At 39.1% G+C, this 25,426-nt stretch carries 18 protein-coding genes and 1 other RNA gene; 7 read left to right on the plus strand and 12 right to left on the minus strand.

Translation table 11 applies throughout. The annotated features are described in order from the left end of the window. Positions 1 to 54 precede the first annotated feature (54 nt). On the minus strand, positions 55 to 4,404 hold the full coding sequence (locus AACZ73_RS11905; RefSeq protein WP_339878071.1) for a PAS domain-containing protein: 4,350 nt from the start codon (positions 4,402 to 4,404) through the stop codon (positions 55 to 57). Positions 4,405 to 4,664: 260 nt separating this feature from the next. Here AACZ73_RS11905 and AACZ73_RS11910 point away from each other — a divergent pair, with 260 nt between their 5' ends. Further along, positions 4,665 to 5,696 carry an AraC family transcriptional regulator gene (locus AACZ73_RS11910; RefSeq protein ID WP_339878073.1) on the plus strand — a complete coding sequence of 344 codons (1,032 nt, stop codon included), beginning with the start codon at positions 4,665 to 4,667 and terminating at the stop codon, positions 5,694 to 5,696. A 58-nt stretch (positions 5,697 to 5,754) separates the two neighbouring features. On the opposite strand, the gene AACZ73_RS11915 is transcribed toward AACZ73_RS11910, so the two are convergent. Together AACZ73_RS11915 and AACZ73_RS11920 are read right to left on the minus strand one after the other, a co-directional pair. Then, on the minus strand, positions 5,755 to 6,210 hold the full coding sequence (locus AACZ73_RS11915; RefSeq protein WP_339878074.1) for a hypothetical protein: 456 nt from the start codon (positions 6,208 to 6,210) through the stop codon (positions 5,755 to 5,757). Positions 6,211 to 6,759: 549 nt separating this feature from the next. Further along, complete coding sequence (locus AACZ73_RS11920; protein ID WP_339878076.1) at positions 6,760 to 8,103, minus strand: Gfo/Idh/MocA family oxidoreductase; 1,344 nt, start codon at positions 8,101 to 8,103, stop codon at positions 6,760 to 6,762. 276 nt (positions 8,104 to 8,379) lie between these two features. Between AACZ73_RS11920 and AACZ73_RS11925 the strand changes: the two genes are divergently transcribed. Next, a complete protein-coding gene (locus AACZ73_RS11925; protein WP_339878077.1) occupies positions 8,380 to 9,552 on the plus strand; it encodes a PQQ-dependent sugar dehydrogenase in 1,173 nt (390 codons plus the stop codon). A gap of 24 nt (positions 9,553 to 9,576) precedes the next feature. On the opposite strand, the gene AACZ73_RS11930 is transcribed toward AACZ73_RS11925, so the two are convergent. Both AACZ73_RS11930 and AACZ73_RS11935 read right to left on the minus strand, forming a co-directional pair. Next, positions 9,577 to 10,686: a hypothetical protein gene (locus AACZ73_RS11930; RefSeq protein WP_339878079.1), complete on the minus strand. Its 1,110-nt coding sequence runs from the start codon at positions 10,684 to 10,686 to the stop codon at positions 9,577 to 9,579. A 3-nt stretch (positions 10,687 to 10,689) separates the two neighbouring features. Then, on the minus strand, positions 10,690 to 12,069 hold the full coding sequence (locus tag AACZ73_RS11935; RefSeq protein ID WP_339878081.1) for an FAD-dependent oxidoreductase: 1,380 nt from the start codon (positions 12,067 to 12,069) through the stop codon (positions 10,690 to 10,692). A 756-nt stretch (positions 12,070 to 12,825) separates the two neighbouring features. On the opposite strand from AACZ73_RS11935, the gene AACZ73_RS11940 reads away from it, so the two are divergent. After that, positions 12,826 to 13,611, plus strand: a complete 786-nt coding sequence (locus AACZ73_RS11940; RefSeq protein WP_339878082.1) for a transglutaminase family protein — start codon at positions 12,826 to 12,828, stop codon at positions 13,609 to 13,611. Between the two features lie 48 nt (positions 13,612 to 13,659). Here the strand turns inward: AACZ73_RS11940 and AACZ73_RS11945 are convergent, their stop codons facing one another. Both AACZ73_RS11945 and AACZ73_RS11950 read right to left on the minus strand, forming a co-directional pair. After that, complete coding sequence (locus AACZ73_RS11945) at positions 13,660 to 14,223, minus strand: DUF3109 family protein (protein WP_339878084.1); 564 nt, start codon at positions 14,221 to 14,223, stop codon at positions 13,660 to 13,662. 39 nt (positions 14,224 to 14,262) lie between these two features. Beyond that, a complete protein-coding gene (locus AACZ73_RS11950; RefSeq protein ID WP_339878085.1) occupies positions 14,263 to 14,700 on the minus strand; it encodes a DUF4442 domain-containing protein in 438 nt (145 codons plus the stop codon). Positions 14,701 to 14,860: 160 nt separating this feature from the next. Here AACZ73_RS11950 and rnpB point away from each other — a divergent pair. Together rnpB and AACZ73_RS11960 are read left to right on the plus strand one after the other, a co-directional pair. After that, positions 14,861 to 15,268, plus strand: an RNA gene (gene rnpB, locus AACZ73_RS11955) — RNase P RNA component class A. Positions 15,269 to 15,285: 17 nt separating this feature from the next. Continuing rightward, positions 15,286 to 16,443: a sigma-54 dependent transcriptional regulator gene (locus AACZ73_RS11960; protein ID WP_339878087.1), complete on the plus strand. Its 1,158-nt coding sequence runs from the start codon at positions 15,286 to 15,288 to the stop codon at positions 16,441 to 16,443. A 185-nt stretch (positions 16,444 to 16,628) separates the two neighbouring features. Here the strand turns inward: AACZ73_RS11960 and AACZ73_RS11965 are convergent, their stop codons facing one another. Beyond that, positions 16,629 to 17,624, minus strand: coding sequence for an acyl transferase (locus tag AACZ73_RS11965; protein WP_339878088.1), 996 nt, complete (start codon positions 17,622 to 17,624; stop codon positions 16,629 to 16,631). A 68-nt stretch (positions 17,625 to 17,692) separates the two neighbouring features. Here AACZ73_RS11965 and AACZ73_RS11970 point away from each other — a divergent pair, with 68 nt between their 5' ends. Next, positions 17,693 to 18,370 (plus strand): hypothetical protein, encoded by a 678-nt coding sequence (locus AACZ73_RS11970; protein WP_339878090.1) that lies wholly within the window; start codon positions 17,693 to 17,695, stop codon positions 18,368 to 18,370. A gap of 51 nt (positions 18,371 to 18,421) precedes the next feature. Here the strand turns inward: AACZ73_RS11970 and AACZ73_RS11975 are convergent, their stop codons facing one another. Next, positions 18,422 to 20,836, minus strand: coding sequence for a thiamine pyrophosphate-dependent enzyme (locus AACZ73_RS11975; protein WP_339878092.1), 2,415 nt, complete (start codon positions 20,834 to 20,836; stop codon positions 18,422 to 18,424). Between the two features lie 433 nt (positions 20,837 to 21,269). Between AACZ73_RS11975 and ald the strand changes: the two genes are divergently transcribed. After that, the gene (gene ald / locus AACZ73_RS11980) at positions 21,270 to 22,388 is read left to right on the plus strand and encodes an alanine dehydrogenase (protein ID WP_339878094.1); all 1,119 of its coding nucleotides are present in this window, start codon (positions 21,270 to 21,272) and stop codon (positions 22,386 to 22,388) included. A 103-nt stretch (positions 22,389 to 22,491) separates the two neighbouring features. On the opposite strand, the gene AACZ73_RS11985 is transcribed toward ald, so the two are convergent. The 3 genes from AACZ73_RS11985 to AACZ73_RS11995 form a co-directional block, all read right to left on the minus strand. Next, positions 22,492 to 23,115 carry a hypothetical protein gene (locus tag AACZ73_RS11985; RefSeq protein WP_339878096.1) on the minus strand — a complete coding sequence of 208 codons (624 nt, stop codon included), beginning with the start codon at positions 23,113 to 23,115 and terminating at the stop codon, positions 22,492 to 22,494. Between the two features lie 110 nt (positions 23,116 to 23,225). After that, entirely contained in the window at positions 23,226 to 23,846 is a 621-nt protein-coding gene (locus AACZ73_RS11990; RefSeq protein ID WP_339878098.1) for a LysE family transporter, read from the minus strand. Further along, positions 23,843 to 25,393: a GH3 auxin-responsive promoter family protein gene (locus AACZ73_RS11995; protein WP_339878100.1), complete on the minus strand. Its 1,551-nt coding sequence runs from the start codon at positions 25,391 to 25,393 to the stop codon at positions 23,843 to 23,845. Before AACZ73_RS11995 ends, AACZ73_RS11990 begins: the two co-directional genes overlap by 4 nt. Positions 25,394 to 25,426 lie beyond the last annotated feature (33 nt).

A 25,426-nucleotide genomic window follows, 5' to 3' on the forward strand; every position in this document is an offset into this window, starting at 1 on the left:
TATATAAGCTGAAAGCAAGCGACTGACAATGTCAATTTTTAAATAACTTTTTAATTAGACAGGGATGTAAATGTCAAACCTTGCACCTTCTCCAGATTTTCCTTCTGCTTTAATTACACCATAATGATTATCCACAATTTTTTTGACGATAGCCAAGCCTATGCCTGTACCCGCATATTCTGTTTTGCCATGAAGTCTCTGGAACACCTCGAATATTTTTTCCTTATACGCAGAATCAAACCCGATTCCATTGTCAGAGAAAGTGATATGAGAATAGGTTTTATCTGAATCCAATCCCTCTATTCCAGTCTTTCTACCCGATACTTGTTCACAAGTGATTTTAATCAAAGGCTTTTTTGAACTGTCAATAAATTTCAGGGAATTGCTGAATAAATTAAATAGCAGCTGTCTAAATTGAAAAGGTATGACTTTTACCGAGCAATCCGCCACCACTTCCACTTCCGCACCTTTATTATCTACTTCTTCCTTTAAATCGTTCTTCACTTCGTCCAGAATTGTCTGTAAGTTAGAAAACACGAAATTCCGCTCCTGACTGTTGGTGCGGGAATAGGCAAGCAAATCTTGTATCAATGTTTGCATTCGAACCGCTGCTCCCTGCATCCTATTAAACATATCCTTCCCTCGCTGCGTCATATTCGCATATTCCTCCTCTAGTATCATGCTGGTGAAAGTCTGGATTTTACGAAGAGGCTCCTGTAAGTCATGACTGGAAATATATGCAAAGGACTGTAACTCCTTATTGATTTTTTCCAAATCACTGTTCTTGAGATTCAGCTCTCTTGTTCTATCGATTACCTTGTTTTCAAGCTCTTGTGTAAAAACTCTCTGATCTTGGATGTCAGTACTGGATCCGACCCACATTCTGATATTTCCCTGCTCGTCCCTCTGGGGAATGGCACGGCTCAACTGCCAGCGGTATGTACCGTCAAATTTTCTAAAACGATGCTCAAAATGATAATCCTCTCCTGTGGAAATAGATTTATTCCACTTTTCGATATTTTCGGCTCTATCGTCAGGATGTACTACTTGGATCCAGCCATCTCCTCGCAGCTCTTCAAAACTTAGTCCGGTAAAGTCATAGAGTGCCTTGTTATAATAATTAAGTACTCCATCACTGTCCGAGGTCCAAACCATCTGAGGCATAGAGTCCGCAAGCAATCTAAATTTCTCCTCTCTCTCCAGCAGCTGCTTATGGAAATTCTTTTCCTCTGTCACATCCCTGATTGTCCCTACAAGTCGCTCAGGATTTCCTGCTTCATCAAAAAACCCTTTACCTCTTACTTCTACCCAATGGATGGACTTATCCTTCCAAATTAATCGGGTCTCATAATACAGCGTTCCAGACTTATAAGCTTCCTCATAAGCTTTATTGATTTGTTCCATTTCTTCCGGATGGAAAACTTCCATCATGGCAGTCGTTGAAATCTCTTCTCCATTCAAAAACCCAAAAATCTCATTACACCTAGGAGAAATAATACTTTGGTCATTTTTCACATCATATTCCCAAACTCCTAGCTCACTGGCTGTAACTACAATGTTGAGGCGTTCTTCATTTTCTTCTATTTTCTGACGTGCTTCCACCTTATCAGTCACATCACTGACGGTAATCATAATTCCTGAAACAGATCCATCAGCATCATGCAATGCGGCATATTCAAAGTCCAGAAAGAATTTTTTTATTCCATCCTCACCTTCCACTATAGCCATGGATTCCTTCTCACTGTGCGTTTTGCCTGTAGTAAATACCTGATTAAGTAGTTCTGGATATTTTTGAACTCTTAGTTCAGGGAAAATATCCAAAATAGATCTCCCAATTACTCCCTCTGGCTTTCTCCTCCATACAGATTCAAACATCACCTTGTTAGCAGATTCGATAATAAAATCTTTACCTCTCAATATTGTCATAGGGATGGGAGACTGCATCACCATATTTCTGAAATGCTTCTCGCTTTCCTGCAACAATTGCTTGGCTTTCACAGTCTCAGTGACTTCCATCGCCACCACCATTATTCCACTGATTGCTCCGCTCTCTTCCTTTAGCGGATGATATACAAAATTAAAATATGTGAGTTCTAACTTTCCATGCCTTTTCAAGGTCACAGGGAAATCATTTCCGAAAAATGGAATTCCCGTGGCAACTACCTGCTCAAAAATAGGCTCAACAGTTTCTCTTACCTCAGGCAATACTTTAAAAATTGGTTTGGATATAAAACTTTCTTCAGTCTTATCAATTAATAGCAAATATTTCTCATTTGCCATCTCAACCACATAATCCTTCCCCCGGAAAATAGCAATTCCTAACGGAGCCTGCTCTACAGAATCCCTAAATCGCTTTTCACTCTCTTCTACTTTAAGTTTTGCGATGTGAATATCAGTTACCTCAGCGGCAGTATTCATTACTCCATATATTTCCCCCGCGGTATTATATAGAGGTGTGAAATCATAATTGAAAAAGAATGACTGTAAATGCCCATCAATCACAAGATCCACTCTCTGATTTTTTGCACTAAAAGGAATTCCCGTAGCAAAAACATTATAGATTTGCTCAAAGATTTCCTGATTAGCCAGCTCTGGCAAAATAGACTTATACGATTTCCCTACGACGTCATTGCCTTTGCCCCAAACATCCATGATGGCATGATTAGCAAGCGTAATCATCAGATCCTGTCCTTCATACACACCTATTGGAAATGGTGCATTCTCCACAATTGAACGGATACGCTGCTCACTTTCCTCTATCACTTTTCTGTTTAAAACCTGCTGGGTCACATCAACCCCAATAGCCATTACACCTGTCCCTTCGCTTTCCTCATCATACAGAGGTTCTAATGAAAAGTTAATGTAAACCGTCTCCAGTTCTCCGTTTCTGACTACTTGCATCGGGTACTCAGCCATAGAGAATCGCTTCCTTTTCCGCCTGACGTGATCCAATAACTTTTTTAGCCCTTGGCTTTTGAGACTAGGCATGATCTCAAATATTGAGCGGCCTACAACATCCTCTTCTTTACTACCCCAAAGTCCTAAGACATTTTTGTTGGCAATTTCCACCATGTAATCCAACCCTCGCAGGATCGTAATTGAAATGGGAGCTTGAAGGATCATCAAGCTTAGATTGTATTCACTTTCTATAACTTTCTTACTTGCCCGGACCTGAATAGTGTTATCCACGATCCAGATGGCAATTTTTGAAATCTGACCAATCTCATTTGTCAGAGGAGAAAATACAAGTGTAGCATATACCGTCTTACCTACACCAAGATGATCCAGCGCAAGCTCTACTTCGTCTGCAAAATATGGAATTCCCGTTTGGGTCACTTTTTCCAAGTGAGCGGAAAAATCAACTTTGATCTCTGACAGCACCTCCCAAAAAGGCTTTTCTATCATAAAGGAGGACGGCTTTCCGATAATTTCAGAAAATCGCTGGTTCACAATTTCAATAACTTTGCTTTTGGCTCCTATTACACATATTCCTACAGGGGCCTCCAGCACCATATTTCTGACGATCTGCTCTTTCTCGGCGGACTTCCTTCTTGCAAGCGTATTTAATGTAATATCCTCCAGAGTTCCATTAAGCCGATAGCAGATTTGATCATCGCGAAACCAAGCTTTTCCTTTGGCACGGACAATTCTCTTGTCACCGTTCAAAGGGTTTTCTATCGTGTACTCTATATTATATTTTCCTCCGGATTCATAAAGTAGTGAATATTGAATTGCGTCAATTACTCTCTGTCTATCCTCTGGAACTATAGCATCCACAGCAAAACTCAAATCAATCTTGTCCTTTGGAGCTAAGCCAAACCAGGATTTCAGAATACTATTTGCTATAAATTCATTTGTCTGCGGATTATAATCCCAAGTTCCCAAATCTACTGCGTCTATGGCAAAGTGAAGCTGATCTGTATTTTCCTGTAACTTTTCCTCTATAATTTTGCGTTCTGTGGTTTCAACAGCAGTAATTAGGATACCCTGAATTACACCTTTTGAGTCCCTCAGGGGGCTGAATGTAAAGTCAAAAAATTGTTCTGTTTCTGGTGATTTTCGAACAGAATCGGAAAAGGTAATAGCTTCACCTTTGAAAACAGAACTGAATACTGTAACCCATTTTTCTCTGCTTTTGCCAAAAAAATTAAGAGCACTACTTCCATACGCGCGCGGATGAAAATCATCGCCCCAAATACCTGCATAGCTATCATTGTAAAGTAGAATCAACTCCTTACCCCAGACTATACTCATGGCCATTGGGTTGGCAAGTACCATCGAAAGCATGGCTTTCAAGTTTGCATCCCAGTTTTCAGTAGATCCTAAGGGGTTATCAATCCAATTTATTTCGTCAATTAATTTACTGACTTTTCTGCTGTTGGAATCTTTATGTTCTGATATCACAGGTTGTTATTATGAGCTTAATGATGTCCCTATGTCTGAAATTACTTTATATGTTAAAGTAAGAAAGCAATTAGGTTGTTCGAAATTATGAAAATTTTACTTTTCTCTATTTCTTTTATCTTTCGAAGGTTCACTACGAGGAATTGTCAGATGGAATAACGATTCTCAAAAACATGTTTTATATATTCACCACCCAAGCACTAAAACAACTCTTCTAAAAAGACTTTACCTTAAGATTATATCTTAATTCCTAGATCAAAATGAACAAACTTCAAGTCCAATCCTTGCCGCTAAAAGATGTAATTGAAGATATTGCTATAGGTTTGAAAACAAGCTATATCCAAGCTTGTAGTGAATATATAGTTCAAATTCCCGAAGAATGGGGACAGGGAAGTATTAGAGGAATTAATTTTGAAGGTGGCTTAGGGCTGTTGATTTATGAATGCAAGTTTTATTCTGATTTGGAAATAAGTTTTACGGTGGGTGAGACTCATCCGTTGAAGTTTTTATTTTGTCTGGAAGGACAGCTAATGCACCATTTCGAGAAAAGCGATGAACAACATTCACTTTCGCAATATCAAAACATTATAGTAGCGAGTAAGGGTCTAGATGGACATGTAGTAAACTTTAAAGAAAATGTCTATACCGAAATTTATAGCCTTGAAATTGACAGAAAGACTTTCAATGCCGGAATGTCCTGCGAGCTAAAGAAAACAAAACCAAGTCTTCGAAAAATTTTTGAAGACCAAAATGCTGCCCAGTCATTTTATTACAATGGGCTTTACAGCCTAGTCTTGGGAGAAATATTTGACGAAATAAAAGTCCAGAGTTTTGATCATTTCATGAAGAAGATATTTCTGGAAAGCCAGTCCTATCGCATGCTTGTGCAGCAACTTATTCAATATGACGATGACTCAGAGGGGAATTTGGATAAACAAATCCTGCGAAAATCAGAGGCCAACGCAATCAGAGAAGCTGTTGAAATCATGAAATCTGAGATTGATTCCTTGAGCTCTCTTCATTCTGTAGCTCAGCGGGTTGGTCTTAGTTCGAAAAAATTCCAAAACGGCTTTCGCCATTTTTTCGGCAAGAGTGCCAATGAGTATTTGCAGGGTTTGAGACTGAATCTCGCGAAAGATTTGCTCATCAATACCAATGAAAGTTTAAAGGAAATTAAGGACAAAGTTGGCTTCAACAGCCAAAGCTACTTTACTGAATTGTTCAAAAAAATCTACCACAATACGCCTTCCGGTTACAGAAATGAACATCGGAAAAAAAAGCGACTTGATTAGCCTTGAATATTTCGCCGGGCATTAATCCCATGCTTGACTTTCTACTTATTGCTAGTGATCATTGGAGAAGGTTATGGTCATCCTCCCCATCTTGAATCGCCTCTTTGACTCTTACATAAGCTAGCTTACAGGCATCAATAAAATCCCTCGCCCAGAAACTTCCATAGAAATGCCCATTTTCAAGTTTCTGTAAAGAAAACAGTTTGTCTGATGGGATTTCCTCATTTTCCGCCATCGTGATTTCTACGATCTGCAATCTTTCGTTCATCCGAATGGAAAAAATCTGGGTTCCTTCTTCTTTTTGCCCGGCAACTGGATCAAAAGGGATTTCGATAAAGCTATATAGCATATTCCCATTCTCTGCAGTTTGTTGGGCTTCAATCCAGCTCTCACATTTTTTCTGTTCGCTAAAAACCCCTTCTATTCTAAACACTGGCAAAGTCCCCTCCAGCTGCTTGGATTTAATGTCCATCAGAAGATACTCACCAGAAAAAACCACGAAAACGTTGATCATTAATCCTTTGTTAAACAATGATAATGGTAAACAAGACAATTGTAATAAAGAGGCATATTACAGGCTTTATTTATATTTGCTTGCCGATTTTGAATCAATTTCTAACGAAATACACTCTACTTCGAAAGAAAGAATATATAAAACTGATTTACAATTATTTAAATAAATTCCGAAAAAGCTTTCATTACAAAGCCATGTAGCTGTACGCAAAAATAAAATTACTTTTCTGACCCAATTTCTGCCAGTTTGTTTTTTGAATATATCTAAGAAGCATGGTAATAATTTAAGGAAATGAACTTGATTATCAAAGATTTTACCTTGTGAATTTATATAGAAGTCAGGTTTGTACAATGCTATGACTTCCAAAATAAAAACCGTTTAAACTCTAATTTTTAAGCAGGAGGTCTGAGGTTAAATTAGAGCTAAATAATGATGTTTTAAAGAACACAAAAAAAAGCTGCCTAGTTAAAGACAGCTTTCCTATTTTTTGGAATTCATCAGAGTTAATGCAAATATTTACTATCTATCAATTAATATACCCACAAATCCCTACACCTGATCAGGCACTTCAAAACCAGGTCTATATTCTCGTGTGAGCATGCCATCTGCTTCTGCATCATTTACAAATTTTTCTGACTTTGGGTCAAAATCTAAAACACGTCCTAATCTATAGGCGATATTTCCTAAATGAGCCAAGCCCGAAGAAAGATGAGCAGTTTCTACCGGTCCATTAAGGATGGATTTGTCATGCTTACGAACGGCTTCGATGAAGTTGGCAAAATGTCCGTCAGTCCCTCCCGCTCCTCTATCCATTCCGGATGCTGCCTCTCCACCATCGTCACCAGATTTGCCTGGAGTCCTATCATTGCCTAGGAAAGTTTTATACTTATCATAGCCATCTACCACCAAGTATCCTTTATCACCATAGAAGATATTCCCAACTGTGGCTCCATCTTCTGAGTTAGTGTACCATGGCCGGACTTCAAATTGAATAATTTTATTTTCTTCAGGATAATTATAGATGGAAGTCAATACCTCTGGCACTTCTTTACTGTCATTCCAAAGATATTTTCCTCCCATAGAGGTAATTTTGGTAGGAAAGCCTACATCGAGACCCCACATGCATAGATCTGTTTCATGAATACCTTGATTTCCGACGTCTCCATTGCCATAATCCCAGTGCCAATGCCAATTGTAATGCACGAGGTCATGAGTAAATGGTACCTTCGGAGCCGGACCTGTCCATAAATCATAATTCAATCCCTCAGGTACAGGGGAAGTTCCCTTGATACCAATGTCGCCCCGCATTCTAAATACAAGACCTCTGGCCATATATACTCGACCAATGTAACCATCTCTCATGAGTTCTATTGCCTCTTGCACAGCTGGCGAACTTCTAAGCTGCACCCCATGCTGGACGATTCTATCATACTTATCCGCAGCTTCGATCATCTTACGTCCTTCCGAAATATTATGGGAACCAGGCTTTTCTACATAGACATCCTTTCCAGCCTGACATGCCCATATAGTTGCCAACGCATGCCAATGATTTGGAGTCGCCAGACTTACGACATCTATATCCTTATTGTCAAATACTTTTCTAAGATCTTGCTCCAACGCTACATCTTTGCCGTATTTCTCTTTAAAAGATTTTTGACCAGCTGTCAAGAGATTCATGTCCGGATCACAAAGAGTGGTGATTTCCACATCTTTTTGGGCCATAAATCCCTGAATATGACTTTTTCCTCTACCATTAATCCCAAGTACTGCAGCATTAATTCTATCATTTGCCCCAAAAGCAGAAGCAGGAATAATAGTAGGAAGCACCAGCGCTGCCGAACTTGCGATCGCTGTCTTTTTAATAAAGGTTCTTCTTGATGATTCTTTACTCATATTAAATCAGGTTTTAAGGGTTTTATTGAAATCAATTTATTGAAAAAATAGCTCTATAGTGTATAAAATTATATGTGCGGACAGCTTATAACAATAATCTCTACATAAATTCCCCCCATTACCAAAATATCTTTTGTCGATCAAGTAAGGTCGTTGATTTTACAATTTAAATAATGTCTTCACATTATCGTGGATTATCAATTAATCCTAATCCATTCAAAACCAATTATTTTGCGTAGTAAGTAAAGTATCAGCAATCATTATATCACATCAAGCATGAAAACCGAATTAAAAACATTATTACTTCTAGCAATATCATACACTACAGCTTGCTCTCAAGAAGCCCCGTCCAGCGGTCCATCTCCTCAAGCACAAATAAGTGCTATAGAAGCATATCCTAATTTGAGTTTCACCAGACCGGTAGACTTTCAGCATGTAGGTGACAACTCAAATAGAATATTTGTAGTGGAACAGCGAGGAGTCATCTCAGTTTTTCAAAATGAGTCCGGCTCAACTGAAAAATTGGAATTTCTTGATATTGATAGCAAGGTCGATGATTCCGGAAATGAAGAGGGATTATTGGGGCTGGCCTTCCACCCGGACTACAAAAGCAATGGCTATTTCTATGTGAACTATACAGCAGAAAATCCGAATAGGACGGTGATTTCACGTTTTACTGCTTCATCCTCTGATCCAAATACAGCTGATCCTGGAAGTGAACTTGTGCTTTTAGAATACGACCAACCCTACTCTAATCATAATGGTGGGCAAATTTCATTTGGACCTGATGGATTTCTTTATATCGCAGTAGGTGATGGAGGAAGTGGTGGAGATCCTCAGGGAAATGGACAAAACAGGAAGACCTTATTGGGTAGTATTTTGAGAATAGATGTAAATCAAACTGACGGATCAAAAAACTATTCCATCCCGTCAGATAATCCATTTGCCAATAATACTGAAGGATTTCGTGAGGAAATTTATGCCTATGGTCTAAGAAATCCATGGAGATTTAGCTTTGACTCAGCAAATGGCCAACTATGGGTAGGTGATGTGGGGCAAAACAAATACGAAGAGATAGACATCGTGAAAAAGGGTGGAAATTATGGCTGGAATACCATGGAAGGAGTTCATTGCTTCGAGCCTGCTGACTGTGATATGAATGGACTGGAATTGCCTGTTTGGGAATACGATCATTCCCAAGGTGATATATCAGTGACAGGAGGTTTTGTTTATCGGGGTTCAGAAATACCGGAATTAGTGGGATTATATATCTACGCCGATTACGTTTCAGGTCGAATCTGGGGTTTGGATGTCAGTGATCCGTCAAATCCTGTTAACAAAGAATTAATGAATGTAAACTTCCCTGTTTCTGCATTCGGTGTTGATGAAAACCAAGAATTATACATCTGTGGCTTTGACGATAAAATATACAAACTTGGATATGAATAAAGAAAAACCAAGAAAGCTGAGGATTTATTGATTAAGCATCTGAATGTAATCCTCAGCTTTTTTGGCCAAATATCTATTATCAGAATCCGAAATCTTTCTGGCAGCTGCGATAGTTTTGCTGTCTTTTATTCCTTTAGCTTTATATATATCCAGTATCGCCGCAATGATAGGCACTTCCATATCCTCGATGTCATCATTGAGTATTTCCACAACTTTTGGAGAGATATAATTGGCATTTTTAAGTAGGCTTAGAGTCCTACTTTTCATTCCGAAGTCAAAATCGTGAAATTCACCCATGAGCTTAATCTGAACTTCTTCGTCCATTAGGTCCTCTGCAATCAAACTATTTAGAGACTTTTCCGCCAAACTAAAATCATCTGACTTCATCAAATCCAAAACAATATCTCTGGACTGTGAAAAGTAAGAAAGTCTTCCCTGGATCAAATCTATGACCCACAATTTATCCTGGTAGGGTGACTCAGTCAATATATCCTCCAAAAACTCATCTGTCAAAACTTGATTAGTCCATGATTCTACTTCGGACTGAGTAGCCCCGTAAACTAATTCATAAATTGTATAAGTGGTGTAGGCAGAGCCTTTTATCACATATTCCAAGACGTCTTTTGAAGTAGCACCACTGACACCATCCACACTGTAAAGCGCTGCCTTGTTCTTTGCTGCGATCTGGTTGTATGTAAAATCACCCAACGGAAGTTTGGGATCAGAAAGCAATTTATTTAATCTAATGTATTCTTCTTCAGTAAAGGGTACGTGATCATCCTTGCTTAGAAATTCCTTTTCAGGCAATTCAAAACCCAAATATCTACCTGTAGGATTCCAGTAAAGTGTAATATTCAGTTGTTTGCACTGATTGTCATAACATACACCAGTGCTAACATTTCTTGAATAATAGACAGGAAAACCCTTGTCAGAAATGTATTGATACAAGGTGACATTCTTTTTCTCTACTTCATCATAGATTACCTTATTGTTGATTTTCGCCACTGGAAAATCTAAGGTTAATTCATTCTTATATCTTATGTTCTTTTCCTCTTCCCTTGCATCCACGAACAAACCTTCTAACCCTCCGGAAAGAAATATCAGTATAGAGACAAATGAAAAGACTTTGTACATAACTTAACGTTTAGAAGCTTTCCCACCGGTAGGTACTATTCCCCCATGCATTTCTATCAGCTTTTTCAGATCATTTATAACAAGATCTGAAGGAGTGACGTTCCTTTCTATAGCCAGTGCTGCTGCTGCCCCGGCTGCCTGTCCCATTGCCATGCAGGAAGCCTGAACTCTGAGCCCTGAATTGGCTAGCTGGTCACTGCAGATACACCTTCCCGCAACAATAAAATTCTTACTTCCCCTAGGTATCATCGCCCGAAATGGAATGGTCGGCACTACGCCTTCGGTCAATTGCTCAGGAATTACTCCTTCTTCTGTATGAAAATCTACCGGATAATAGGAATAAGCTATGGAATCTGGAAATACTTTTCCTAAAATATAATCTTCATAACTAATCCTATATAAACCATCTATTCTGTAGGTTTCTCTAATCCCCGCCTCAGTCCTCATTTCCACTAACTTTAAGTTACCTAAACCTGGTTGCTTTTTTAAAAAACGAAGGTGTTTTAATAAAGACTCCCTCCCTTTAATATTTGCTGAAGTGTGGGTTTCTGAGGTAGTTGAATCAGCATTGATGATGTGCTGGACATTGTCCCCTTTTTCCTTAAGCAGTGCAATAATATCCCCACGAAACTCGCCTCTTATCAGCTCACCTCTATCGATGGCCATTTCATAGGCTACCTTGAGTCTCTCTAAATCTAGGTTCTCAAAATCATACCCGCCAATAGTAAACATCAACGTCCCAGGCTGTGTCACTTTCTCCTTGAACAATTTATAGCCTGCCATAGATGCTCCTATAGCATTGCCAGAACAATCTATGATCTGCTTGCATTTAATCATTGCTTTTACTCCCTTCCCTACTGTCTCTACATACCAGTGATTATCTCTAAATTCCATTGAAGTTGGCGTTTCGTAATAACGGATGTTAACTCCAGCTTCAAGACATTTTTCCTCAATGAGAAGTGCGTATAATGATGCATTAAGTCTAATCTGATGATTCCAATGCTCCCTACCATGTGGAATAGAAAAATTAGGAAGGGAATCGCCATTTAGCTGAACAGCACTTTGTACAACCTCCCAGCCAACGCCACTTATTACCTGCTTGCCCCAGGCGAAAAATATACCTGGATAAGCGACTCCTGCCGTGGTAATAGTTCCACCCAATTGGCTCTGACACTCAATCAAAGTCACATCATGGCCAGTTCTGCCAGCTTGGATAGCCGCTATTGATCCTGCAGTTCCTCCACCAATCACCAGAATATCCGTTTCCAGTTCCCTGTCAATATTTTTATACGGACTTTTTAGAACTTCCCCCTTAGAAATTCCAGTAGTGGATATACCTATCGAAAGTGCTCCTATGGTTGATAAAACGTCCCTTCTTTTCATGTGCTAAATTTTTGATTCGCCAAGGTCCTTTATTAGAGAAGGTAAGAATCCAGCTTATTTTAAATGATAACTACGAATCCATCTAAGCAAAATTCAGTTACATCTCCTACTTCTTTACAGTAATTGCCTTAAGTCTCCTTTCAGGATATTTAAACTCACAATTAATGGCTTTTAATTAGTTGATATTTTGCATTGAAGCAGAATGGGCAACAGCTATGATTTATTTTCTGAACTGAAATAGGCTGGAAATATGGGTCATGCTTTTTACACATAGTTAAGTACCACATTTACACCTACATCTATCCAACTCTGTACCAAGTAATTTTCTCAAAAGATCCTATAGAGTAATTAGTTGTCGGAAAGTTATTCGAAAAAACCCTTTTACAAAATAAACTTTTATCTTCTTTGACAGTCGGCTAAATATGTTTTTGCAGCGATATTAACCATTCAATCAAGAGCTTTATCAAACATTTTGTATAGCATTTTCTGGATTAAAGGCTCTCAGGTTTTCGAAAAAATCAGTGGGGTTGCTACTAGCACTATCAACCTTCCAAAAGCAATCATGAATATGAATTCATTTAATTCGGGGTATTTTCTGTTTATGGTAAAATTAAGCTGTAATTTAAACGGATTGTCAATTTAGTCTCTTCGGCTTGACACACATGCCCAAAATTTACCTGTATAACACACTTTATCTTTTCCTTGAAAATTGGTCTTGCACTAGTGAGCCTGCATTAAGGTTCTAAAAAAAATGATATGCGCCTACGCACCTTTTGCAGGATAAGATTTGAAATTCCTGAGCCAACTCCTTTTATTCTCATGCTTAGGCCACGCAGTGGTAATCAGCAGTGGGTAGAAAAAGAAGAGTTTACCATTACACCAAGTATTCCAGTGTTTGAATTAACGGATGGCTATGGTAATCTTTGCCAACGCTTGATCGCACCTTCAGGAATGTTTTCCATAGAAACTTCTTCCGTGGTAGTAACATCCAATTTAATTGATCAGGCATTCGATGCCCCATTTGTCGAAATCCAGAATCTACCTGATTCGGTTCTGAATTATTTATTGCCTAGTCGATATTGTGAGTCAGACTGCTTTAACGAAATGGGAACAGCTATTACAGAAGGATACTTATTAGGTTATAATCAGGTCTGGGCCATTACAAACTGGCTTCGTGAAAATATCAGCTATTTGCCAGGAAGCAATAATGAACCCTTGTCTGCAATTCAAGTAAATAGCAGAAGATTTGGAGTTTGTAAAGATCTAGCTCACTTGGGAATTGCTTTGTGCCGAAGCTTAAGTATTCCCGCTCGTATTGTAGTAGGATATCTACACAATCTGAAACCTATGGATATGCACGCTTGGTTTGAAGCTTACGTAGGCAACCGGTGGTATACTTTTGATGCAACTCAGGTAGGCTCTCCTGGAGGCTATGTGGTTTTAGGATTTGGTAGGGATGCAGCCGATGTAGCGATTTTCAACCAATTCGGACCCCCTGTTTACCCAATTGAGCAGGTGGTGCATGTTGAAGAAATTGGATAAAGGCTTTAGTTTCTAGACTTTGAAGCCGGATTTTCACCGCTTAAATCACTATCCCTCAATCTCTTCCACCAACTCCGCATACCAAGCCTCGCCGTATTTGCGGGTAAGCGCGTCTTTTAGGAATTTATAAATCGGAACTTTCAAGGAGGATCCTAATTGACAAGCAGGATCGCAGATATGCCAACGATCGTAATTCAAAGCATCGAACTGGTCGTATTTTGTAATACGAATTGGGTACATATGACAGCTGATCGGTTTCTTATAAGAGATTTTGCCATCAAGGTATGCTTGTTCGATACCGCATTTTAAAATACCTCTATCATCGTATAAGGCATAGGCACATTCCCTATTATCACCAATGGTAGGAGTTCCTTTGTCACCGTCCTTATCAATTACCCAAGTACCTTGCTTAGCAATCGCCTGACGACCTTCCTCAGTGATGTAATCTTTGACGATTGGGTAAATGTCCTCGATGATTTTGGTTTCCTCATCTTCCAACGGAGCGCCTGCGTCACCTTCCACACAGCAAGCACCCTTGCAAGCCTCTAGGTCGCAGACAAAAAAATTCTCCTTAATATCGTCCGAAAGCACTGTGTCCCCTACTATAATCATTGTCTTATTTGTTAGCTCGCAAAGGTAAGCAATCGAATGCTAGGCTTTCGGCTTTGCAAAGTCTTTTCTTCGCACATAAACCCCTTTCTGCAATTTGGCAATGAGATTACCTGCCTTATCCTTTACCTCACAGGGAAATTCGAACACTCCTTTTCCATCCCGATCCACAGCATCTTTTATCTCGGAAATCTGATCCGGTGAAAGCTTAAATTCTGCATAAACAGTTCCTTTTCCAGGTTTCACAAATTCTATTGTTGCTGATTTATCCCACACAATATATTCCTCACCCAACTGAATCAGTATTATAAACATAAAAAATGGATCACACATGGAATAAAGAGATCCTCCAAAGGCAGTTCCTATCAAATTTCTATTGTACCAAGTGAGTTTGAGCCGTGTCCGGAAACTGGAAAAATCATCCGCGTAGTCAATCACTTTAATTCCTGAAAATAAATAAGGAGGATACCAATTGATCAACCTTATAAGTCTTTTGAACTTTTTGCTATTCCCATTATCCATGAGAGAATATAAGCGAAAAGGCTCAGAAAAAGAACCACATATAAAACCACAATTCTCAAATCAAATTTCACTCTATACTTTTCCTAAACCGATCGCTAAAAATTGACGTACTTTGTAGCGTGCAAGTCGTCTTGTCGTCGTCTCATGGTAATAGTGAGAAGGAGGAAAGTCCGGGCAACATAGAGCGCCATACTTCCTAACGGGAAGGGGGCTGACTGGTGACGGTCAGTTTACAGCTAGTGCAACAGAGAATATACCGCCCTTAGACTTGTCGAAGGGTAAGGGTGAAAAGGTGGGGTAAGAGCCCACCGGTCTGGCAGTGATGTCAGGTGCATGGCAAACCTTATGGGTTGAAAGATCAAATAGGTTCCGCGTCGGATTCAGTTCCGAGAAAAGTTGCTCGCTTTTATGCGGAATGGGTAGATCGATGGACCCCGATTGTGAAGTCGGGGCTAGATAAATGGCAAGAAACTGATTCTGGAAACAGAAGAGGAAACAGAACCCGGCTTATAGACTTGCACTTTTTTATTTTATATTTAAACTATGTCAAAAATACTTATCATCGATGACGAGAAAGTCATCCGCGCTACATTACGCGAAATTTTAGAATACGAGAAATACAGTGTAACTGAAGCCCAGGATGGCGAAGAAGGCTTGGCAAAATTGCAGGAAGAAGATTATGATCTAGTTTTATGCGATGTCAAAATGCCTAAAATGGATGGTATAGAAGTTTTGGAAAAAGCCAAGGCACTAGAAAAATCACCACAATTTATAATGATCTCGGCTCATGGAAGTATAGAAACTGCCGTAGAAGCCACCAAGAAGGGAGCTTTTGATTTTATCCCTAAGCCTCCCGACTTAAACCGATTGCTGCTTACCGTTCGGAATGCTTTGGAGAAAAAAGAACTGGTAACAGAAACGAAAGTGTTGAAAAAGAAGCTTTCCAAAAAACTGGATATGGTCGGAGAATCAGCCGCTATCCATCAGGTTAAAGAGACTATAGAAAAAGTAGCTCCAACCGATGCCAGAGTTCTTATCACAGGGCCTAATGGCACAGGAAAAGAATTAGTTGCTCATTGGGTGCATGCAAAAAGCAATAGATCCTCCGCTCCTTTCGTAGCAGTAAACTGCGCTGCGATTCCTTCTGAATTAATTGAAAGTGAACTTTTCGGCCATGAAAAGGGAGCATTTACTTCGGCTCACAAGCAACGTCAGGGCAAATTCGAACAAGCTCAGGGAGGAACATTATTTCTGGATGAAATCGGAGATATGTCTCTTTCTGCACAGTCAAAAGTACTTCGTGCGCTGCAGGAAAACTTGATCAACCGTGTAGGCTCAGATAAAGACATCAAAGTAGACGTACGCGTACTGGCAGCTACTAATAAAGATCTTAAAAAGGAAATCGAGGAAAATAGATTTAGGGAAGACCTGTACCACAGGTTGAGTGTAATCCTGATCCAAGTACCTGCTCTCAAGGACAGGAAAGATGATATTCCCTTGCTTGTCAATAAATTTTTGGAGGACATTTCTCAGGAAAATGGAGATTCACCAAAAACTATAAATAAGGCAGCTCTTGCAAAACTGCAAGAATTTCCTTGGACAGGAAATATCCGGGAACTAAGAAACGTAGTAGAAAGATTGGTTATTCTTGGCGAGCCTGAAATTAGCCTAGCCGATATAAAAAAATACGCTGACTATTGAGTCAGCGTATTTTTTTAGCTATTGGCGTCCTGAGATGTAGGAGCCTTTGCGTAAGCTGGGCATGGCTTACTGGAAGCACAAGCTCCCAATGCTAAAATCCCAATCATTAATGCTGCAGTGGCTAATTTTTTCATGTCTTATAATTTGTTCTTTTCAAATATGTTCAATTAATAGTTAGATAGCAATTACTGAACCAAGAGATTACAACCTCTAATTTCGCTATTGTCAAATCTCCCCAGCACTTCCAGCATTCCGTTTTCATCAAATCTCCCTAAATCCTGTGTTTCAAGAAATGCACAGGAATGAAAATTTGCTAGATCAATTACGTTAATACCTCCTTGAGAGCGCTGGGAAAGTGAGAGCGGATCATTTACATCTCTTAGAATAACGCGCATGGAATCCGGAAGTGTATATTTCCCTTGACCTTTAGAATACGCTTGGGACATCAACTCAGTCATTCCATATTCTGAGTGAATTTCCTTCACACCGAAAAATGGTTTTAGAATATCATGCACTTCCTCACGAATCATCTCTTTTCTCCTTCCTTTCATACCACCAGTTTCCATGACCACGAGATTTCCCGGTGCTGAAAAACTCTTACCGGATTCAGCTAGATCAAGTAAAGCAAAGGTAACTCCAAGCAGCAAAATTTGCTTTCCATCTGCAGCGAGCATTTCCATTTTTTCCAGCAATTCATCTTGGTTGTACAAGTAAAAGCCCGAATGTGCAGACTTACTTTCTTTGATAAAATGATTTGCCATGCTTACTAGACTACTTCCTTTTCTTTCCAAATATGCTGGTAAAAGAGCCAGCACATGAGAACCTTCCAAACTCCCATAGTTGCTTTCAAAGATCTGCTGTGCATGATCCAAATACCAATCCTCAGACCATATATAATGCCTGCTTGTAATCATTCCAGTGGTTCCGCTGCTGGAGAAGTACTCAGAATAGTTAGCTTTATCTCCTGATATAACCTGATGATCTTTAAAGAACCTGATGGGTAAAAATGGAATTTGATCTAATGATTTCACCGACTGCGTAGATACATTACGAGCCTCCAGGTATTTTCTGTAAATTGGATTAGACTGAGACTGGAATTCAAAAAGTTGTAGAGCTAAGTTTTCGAATTCTTCCGATTTCAAATTACTTAGCCTACTTGAAAAACTTTTAAAATCCTGCATCGTTTTATATTTTGCATTAATCCAACCAAAGTAATGGTTTAATTTGGTGGTAAATTTACTTTCGCCCTATGCGTTTAAAAAGCTATTTAGGAATATTCTTTTTGTTGATTCTCGCAATTGCCTGTATCAATCCGCCTGATAATTTCCCCTCAGTTCCTCAAATCACCTTTGAATCAATCGAATATGCCCCAACCTCGGGATCTGATTCTTTGATTGTCGGTATAGACTTTCAGGATGCAGAAGGGGATTTAGGTCTATCCGGTACTGATGATGATCCTCCCTTTAACAATGTTGAGTTTCAGAGGGATGCCAATGGCGAATTAATCACTTATGGTACGCGACCTCCAGAAGCTCCTACCTACAATCCCATCGACTGGTTTGTAGATCCTTTAGTGGGAAATGTGAGAGTGAATGATACTATTTGGGTGAAACAAAACCCTAATCAGTTTAATATTTTCGTAAAATTCTTTATCAAAAGAAATGGTCAGTTCACTGAATTCAGATGGCAGGATCCTCCATACTATACAACATTTAATGGACGTTTTCCACGAATTCTCACCTCTGACGTAGGACAAGCTGTTGAAGGAAATATAAGCTATGGAATGCTATCTTCTGGATGGGAGTCAATTTTTAGAAATGACACTATTCAGATCGCTGTAGAAATCCAAGACAGAGCGTTGAACAGGAGCAATGAAGTATTTAGTCCGGAAGTGACACTGTCCCAAATTACTAGGCCACAAAATTAGAAAAAGCCCTTTGGAAGGGCTTTTTCTAATTTATTTTACAAATATATTATCTTAAAGAGCTGGAAATTTTTTAGGATTTATCTCATTCATCATTGCATATACTTTTTCTACTACATCTTCCACGCTAGGCTTAGAGAAATAGTCCCCATCAGAGGAATAAGGTGTCCTATGAGCTTTTGCAGCTATAGTTTGAGGTTCCGAATCCAAATATTTGAATACCTCCTGCCCTTCTATTACTTGCTGTAGCATATATGCTGATCCTGCTCCAGGCACATCTTCGTCTGCAAAAATAACGCGATTGGTCTTTATGATCGATTCTGCGATGATTCCATGTACGTCAAAAGGTAAAAGTGTTTGCACATCCAACACCTCCACATCAATCCCAATGTCTGAAAGTTCAGCGGCAGCATCCATCACAATTCTGCACATAGATCCATAGGTTACAATACTCACATCCATTCCTTCTCTTAGAATTTCTGGCTTTCCTAACGCCACAGTGTATTCGCCGATATTGGAAGGCATCTTTTCTTTTAACCTATAACCATTAAGGCATTCTATTACTATAGCTGGCTCATCGGATTTTAACAGGGAATTATACATTCCTGCGGCTTGTGTCATATCTCTAGGCACACATACTACCATTCCTCTTAGAGTTGACAGAATCATTCCCATAGGAGATCCTGAATGCCAAACTCCTTCTAATCTATGGCCTCTTGTACGTACGATCATCGGAGCTTTTTGGCCACCCTTGGTGCGATACTGAAGGCAAGCAACATCATCTGCCAACATCTGCAAACCGTAAAGCAAGTAGTCAAGGTATTGAATCTCTGCAAGTGGACGTAATCCTCTCAAGGATGTGCCGATCCCCTGACCAATAATAGTGCATTCCCTGATTCCGGTATCAGCCACTCTCAACTCTCCATGTTTAGCTTGCAGACCAGCAAAAGCCTGATTAACATCGCCAATCTTACCTACATCCTCACCGAAAGTAAAGAACCGGGGATCTTTTTCTAATGTATAATCAAAAAAAGACTGTAGAATTTCTCTACCGTCAACAAAATGAGAATTGGAATTGAACTGAACAGGGACCTCCTCCACATTCAACACGCTCCATTCTGAATGGCTATATAAATGACTATTGTACCTATCAAAATTCAGATCAGTCTGTTTTTCATACCATGCTTTCAGATCTTTTTTAACCTGAGGAGAATCAAGTCTTAATGTCAAAAGTGCTTTCCTTACAGCTACTATTACATCCTTTCTTATTGGATTAATTGTCTTTGACAATTCCTCAGCCAGCTGATTAATAAGTACTTTTCTAGTGCTATGCTGAGCAGCAGCTCTTAGCAAGCTTACTGCTTCATTCAGCTCCTGCTTAATTCCACTTGAAAACTTATTCCAAGCTGCTTCCTTCTCTTTTTTAACCTGTACTTTTGCTTCACTCTCTATTTTATCTAGCGTATCAGCATTTGCAATTTTATTGCTCAGAATATATTCCCTGAATTTGGAAATACAATCCCAGTCTTTTTCCCATTTAAGACGTTCGGCATTTTTATATCGCTCATGAGAACCTGACGTAGAATGTCCTTGAGGCTGAGTCATTTCTAGTACATGGATCATCACCGGGACATGGGATGCTCGGGCAAGAGCTCCCGCTTCCATGTAAGCATTTAGCAAAGCTTCATAATCCCAGCCATTCACTTTTATTATTTCGATGCCCTTTTGCCCATCAGTTCTTTCGAACCCTGCTAAAGCATCGGAAATACTTCCTTTGGTAGTATGAAATTCATTTGGTACAGATATCCCATATCCATCATCCCATATTGAGATAACCATAGGTACCTGCATCACGCCTGCTGCATTGATGGTTTCAAAAAACATCCCTTCGGATGTGGAAGCATTTCCTATTGTGCCCCAAGCGACTTCATTTCCATTCACAGAAAACTTAGTCATATCCTTCAATCCCTTGTTTTCTCTAAAAAGTTTTGAAGCATAAGCCAATCCAAGAAGCTTAGGCATTTGGGCTGCTGTAGGAGATATATCTGCAGCAGAATTAAATTTCTTAGTTAGGTCTTTCCAGCTTCCATCCTCATTTAAGGAACGTGTAGCGAAGTGGCCATTCATCAACCTTCCAGCGCTTGCAGGCTCGGCGTTAACATCGGTAAAAGCGTACAATTGAGAAAAATATTGCTGAACAGTCAGTTCACCAATGGCCAACATAAATGTCTGATCTCTATAATATCCGGAACGAAAATCACCCAGCTGAAAAGCGCGAGCCATTGCAATCTGAGCAAGTTCCTTCCCGTCTCCAAAAATCCCAAACTTGGCTTTTCCCATGAACACTTCCTTTCTGCCTACCAAAGAAGCATGCCGACTTAACATGGCAACACGAAAGTCTTCAAGTATAGCTTCTTTAGAAAGATTCGGAGAATTCAGGTTTTTGGGTACTGATTGAACTTCTGACATAAGAATAATTTACTAAAGTTATTTGGGTTTTGGCTAAATGATCTTTTGGATCACTCAAAAATAGCCAAATCCATTTTTTATACAAATTTCAACATTATTATTTTCCGATCAAAAATTTGGACAAGACCAGGATACAACATCTTTAACAGAATTTTATTTTGAAAAACTTAAATTAGCTACAAATCAAACAAATAAACCTGAAATAATTGTCCTATAAAAACCAATTCTTTAACCAAAAAAGCACTTCAAAATTTTCAATGCTTAAAAGTCAAAAATTAAAATTTTTTAAAACAAAAACATCAATTTCAATACATTATTTTGAATTCATTTAATTTTCAAAAGCATACCAAATACTATTCTTTTTTATACCTAGTGATATTCCTTTGCTTATTATCTTTGCACACGAATTTATTTAAATCCAACCAGAGAATTCATGATCATAGGCGTTCCAAAGGAAATCAAAAACAATGAAAACCGTGTAGCCCTTACCCCTGCCGGTGCAAAAGAATTGGTAAAAAGAGGTCATTCAGTTTATATTCAGCATACTGCAGGTGAAGGAAGTGGCTTTCCTGACTCTGAATATGAACAGGCAGGTGCTCAAGTCCTTCCAACCATCGAGGCAACTTACGAAATCGCTGAGATGATAATGAAGGTGAAGGAACCAATCGAGCCTGAATATAAGCTGATCAAAGAAGGTCAATTATTATTTACCTATTTTCACTTCGCTTCTTACGAACCTTTGACTAAGGCGATGGTAGCTAGTAAATCAGTTTGCCTAGCTTATGAAACTGTAGAAAAATCTGACAAAAGCCTCCCTCTATTGGTACCTATGTCTGAAGTTGCCGGTAGAATGGCTGTGCAGAAAGGCGCTAACTATCTGGAGAAACCACTGGGTGGAAGAGGTATTCTCCTTGGTGGTGTACCTGGAGTACTTCCTGCGAAGGTTTTGATTCTTGGTGGTGGTATAGTAGGTACGCAGGCTGCCTGGATGGCTGCTGGACTCGGTGCCGATGTGACTATTATGGATGTCAACTTGCCACGTTTGCGATATTTGGCTGATGTGATGCCTGCAAACGTAAATACCATGATGTCTAATGAGTATAATATTAGAAAATTGATTAAAAATCATGACTTGATCATCGGAGCTGTATTGATTCCGGGTGCCAAAGCTCCTCACTTGATCACACGCGACATGCTGAAGGAAATGCTTCCTGGTACTGTACTGGTGGATGTAGCAGTTGACCAGGGCGGATGTATAGAAACTTGTAAACCAACTACACATCAGGATCCTACTTTTATCATTGATGATGTAGTTCACTACTGTGTAGCAAACATGCCTGGAGCTGTGCCTTACACTTCTACACTGGCTTTGACCAATGCAACACTTCCTTACGCAATTCAACTGGCAGAGAAAGGCTGGAAAAAAGCTGCCCAAGATAATCCTGACTTAGTTCCAGGTTTAAATGTGATAAATGGTGACATTGTCTATCAGGCAGTTGCAGAAGCATTTGATATGGACTACACTCCTGTAGTAAAGTATTTGGCTGATTAATCCAAGATAAACTCTATAAGATAAATCCCTCTGGTGAAAACTGGAGGGATTATTTTTTTACAGAATAAGTAACCTTTTTTTATAAATTACTTATTAGATCTTTTTATTGAAATGACCCGAGCGGAATAGAAAAATTAAATCCTGTAGGACTTAAACTAATCTGATTAACTATCTGGGGAAGTTCCTGAGCATGTGTATGGTGAAAAGTATACATGATCGCATCGAAAGTTAGCAAGAAAGCACCTTGGAGAATAATGGACTTCCCAAATCCTACAAACTTATCCTTATCAATTCTAAGTCCCCGCTCTTTTAAATACATACCACCTGCAATATAGGCTATATCGAGACCTGCATTAAAAAGCAATATCTTCTCCATACTCTGTTGAGAACTCATGGTTGCCCAAAAGTCGGAACCAGGATTTTCTTTCGTTGCTTGCCAATATCCAAACCCGGCAATAACTAAATTAACCGAGTTCCAATAGAGATTCATTTGATGAAATGCTTTGCTTTGCCCAGTGTGCTGTCCAGCAGCTATTCCTCCCCAAATCATATTGCCAACAGCCCAACCTCCCAAAATCAACATTCCCTTTTCGTTGTAAGAAATCCTGGTTTGATTGAAATTTTGAAGTTCAGGGATATTTTGTGCCATAGATTCAAGAGGTATGAAGACTACAGTAAGCAAAATTATAAAAAGTATGAGTGAGTATGAAGGTGAATTTTTGAGCATAATCAAAGGTTTGAAACATGTTTGGGAATTGGAAATTCAACCCAGTTATACTACTTATTGTTTTATAAGCTTATTATGAACCGCCTGTCATACTAATATTTTTTAATGTTCTAACCCATGGCAAACCATACCAGACGAATTCCGAATCCTATCATAGCAATTCCGACAATCTTATTTAGCCAAAACATGAATACAGGAGTTACAAACTGTGCTAATTTCTTTGCGATATAAGCTTTCGTCAAGTCAATTGAGAAAACAGTCGAAAGAATACCAACATAATAGGCCCAAACATCCATTGAATCAAATGATTCCTTGAGGTGGACCAAGCTTGCAATTGATATCCAAAAAAGCAGCACAAAAGGGTTGATGCCGTTTATGCTAAAACCTTTGATAAAAGCACCTCTTTTCTTTCCTTTTGACTCTTCTCCAATTTCATTTTTAGGTCTTACAGCTTGCTTTTTCACTAAGTAACTAATGCCGAATCCTATCAAAATTACCCCTCCTACATACCCTAGTAAAGATTCAAAGTAAGTAGCCTCAGCCAAAAATCTAACTCCAAAATAAGTAAGAACAACGTATAGTGAATCACTCACTAAAATACCAATAGCAACCATTGCGGCGTATCGAAAACCTTTTTCAAGACTACTCTGGATTAAGGTAAAAAATACGGGACCTATCATAGCCGATAGCAGCAATCCCATACTTATCCCCTCCAATAATGCTTCAATCACAATTTAAAATCCCTATTGGTGAGAAATTCCTGCCAGTTTGATGCTTTTTCTCCTTTAAGAACTCTAGGGAATTTATTTTGTCCGCCCTCTTTCCCTTGTTCTTTTAGCCAATCATAAAATAAAGCTGGAGGTAAAACTGTTACAAATACTTTTTTCAAAGCATGATTTCTCTCCACAGCATAATCATCATTAAGTAACTTCAAATTTTTGTCTATGGATTTTTTAAGGACGCTTTCTTTAATTTTTGTGTCCGAACCTACAAACCAATGATGTGCAAAAAGACTTCCATGGGGAATACCCAAAACTGTAAATTCCCGGATATTGAAATCATGCTCTTCTGCAGTGAGCTCAATAGCTTTATTCATATTATCAACCGAAAGGTGCTCACCGCAAAGGCTCAAAAAATGTTTTGTTCGGCCAGATATAATTATTTCCGATTCTTCCTTTGAAACAAAGCGTATCACGTCTCCAATCAGATATCTCCATGCTCCAGCACACGTACTGATCAATAAAGCATAATCTTTTCCTTCCTCAATTTCATCTATTTTCAGGGTCTCAGCATCCTGTTTGATATTCCCTTCCTCATCAAAGTTGCTATCGTTGAAAGGCACAAATTCATGGAAAATACCATTGTTCAAAACAAGACGCATTGATTTACGATTTGGCAAAGCCTGAAAAGCCAAAAAGCCTTCTGATGCCAAATAAGTCTCCAGATATAAGAGAGGTTTACCCAAAAGTCTTTCAAAGCCTTTTTTATAAGGTTCAAAAGAAACCCCACCGTGAACGAAAATCTGCAGATTGGGCCAGATCTCATGAATATTATTCACCTCATATCGTTCGATGATTTTTTCAATCAAGATCTGAAGCCAAGCTGGCACTCCTACTATAATTCCAATATCCCAAGACTTGGCTTTCTCTACAATCTGATCCAATTTATCTCCCCAATTTTTACTTCGGGATATCTTTTTTCCTGGCTTATAAAAACGCTGAAACCATATTGGCAATCGGCCTGTAGTAATTCCGCTAAGATCTCCTGAAAAATATGTTCCGTTAAATTCCAAATCAGTACTTCCTCCCAGCATTAGAATACCTCTTGTCAGTAATGACGCGGGCAGATCATATTTAGAAAGAGACAGAATTTGACGCACCCCTGTTCTACGTATTGCTTTCACCATATCCCTTGTGATCGGAATAAATTTGGAAGTGGCACCGGAAGTACCGCTGCTTAATGCAAAATGCCTTACAGGTCCAGGCCAAGTTACATTTGATTTCCCTTCAAGCAGTTTATACCACCACTCGTCATGAATACGGTTGTAATCATAAATAGGAACCTGGGATTTGTAGCGCTCGTAAAATTCGCTCTCTCCCCAGCGGAAACCCTTCAGTATTTTAGCGAAATCATATTTTTTGCCAATTTCTGTTTCCGCTGCATATATCAGCATTTTCTTCAATTCCTGACGTTGGAGTTCTAAAGGATGAGAGTACTCTTGTTCTAGACTCTCTCTCAGGCGAATGCCTTTTTTTAGCAAAGTACTAATGATCGCCATATCTTTGTTTTAGGCCTTCTGGAAAAATAAGTA

The sequence above is a fragment of the uncultured Algoriphagus sp. genome, from assembly GCF_963974835.1.
Classification (GTDB): domain Bacteria; phylum Bacteroidota; class Bacteroidia; order Cytophagales; family Cyclobacteriaceae; genus Algoriphagus.

Coding starts and splice junctions, on each gene's coding strand:
- AACZ73_RS11910 (WP_339878073.1), top strand. CDS start 4,665: ATGAACAAACTTCAAGTCCAATCCTTGCCGCTAAAAGATGTAATTGAA.
- AACZ73_RS11915 (WP_339878074.1), bottom strand. CDS start 6,210: ATGATCAACGTTTTCGTGGTTTTTTCTGGTGAGTATCTTCTGATGGAC.
- AACZ73_RS11920 (WP_339878076.1), bottom strand. CDS start 8,103: ATGAGTAAAGAATCATCAAGAAGAACCTTTATTAAAAAGACAGCGATC.
- AACZ73_RS11925 (WP_339878077.1), top strand. CDS start 8,380: ATGAAAACCGAATTAAAAACATTATTACTTCTAGCAATATCATACACT.
- AACZ73_RS11930 (WP_339878079.1), bottom strand. CDS start 10,686: ATGTACAAAGTCTTTTCATTTGTCTCTATACTGATATTTCTTTCCGGA.
- AACZ73_RS11935 (WP_339878081.1), bottom strand. CDS start 12,069: ATGAAAAGAAGGGACGTTTTATCAACCATAGGAGCACTTTCGATAGGT.
- AACZ73_RS11940 (WP_339878082.1), top strand. CDS start 12,826: ATGCGCCTACGCACCTTTTGCAGGATAAGATTTGAAATTCCTGAGCCA.
- AACZ73_RS11945 (WP_339878084.1), bottom strand. CDS start 14,223: ATGATTATAGTAGGGGACACAGTGCTTTCGGACGATATTAAGGAGAAT.
- AACZ73_RS11960 (WP_339878087.1), top strand. CDS start 15,286: ATGTCAAAAATACTTATCATCGATGACGAGAAAGTCATCCGCGCTACA.
- AACZ73_RS11965 (WP_339878088.1), bottom strand. CDS start 17,624: ATGCAGGATTTTAAAAGTTTTTCAAGTAGGCTAAGTAATTTGAAATCG.
- AACZ73_RS11970 (WP_339878090.1), top strand. CDS start 17,693: ATGCGTTTAAAAAGCTATTTAGGAATATTCTTTTTGTTGATTCTCGCA.
- AACZ73_RS11975 (WP_339878092.1), bottom strand. CDS start 20,836: ATGTCAGAAGTTCAATCAGTACCCAAAAACCTGAATTCTCCGAATCTT.
- ald (WP_339878094.1), top strand. CDS start 21,270: ATGATCATAGGCGTTCCAAAGGAAATCAAAAACAATGAAAACCGTGTA.
- AACZ73_RS11985 (WP_339878096.1), bottom strand. CDS start 23,115: ATGCTCAAAAATTCACCTTCATACTCACTCATACTTTTTATAATTTTG.
- AACZ73_RS11995 (WP_339878100.1), bottom strand. CDS start 25,393: ATGGCGATCATTAGTACTTTGCTAAAAAAAGGCATTCGCCTGAGAGAG.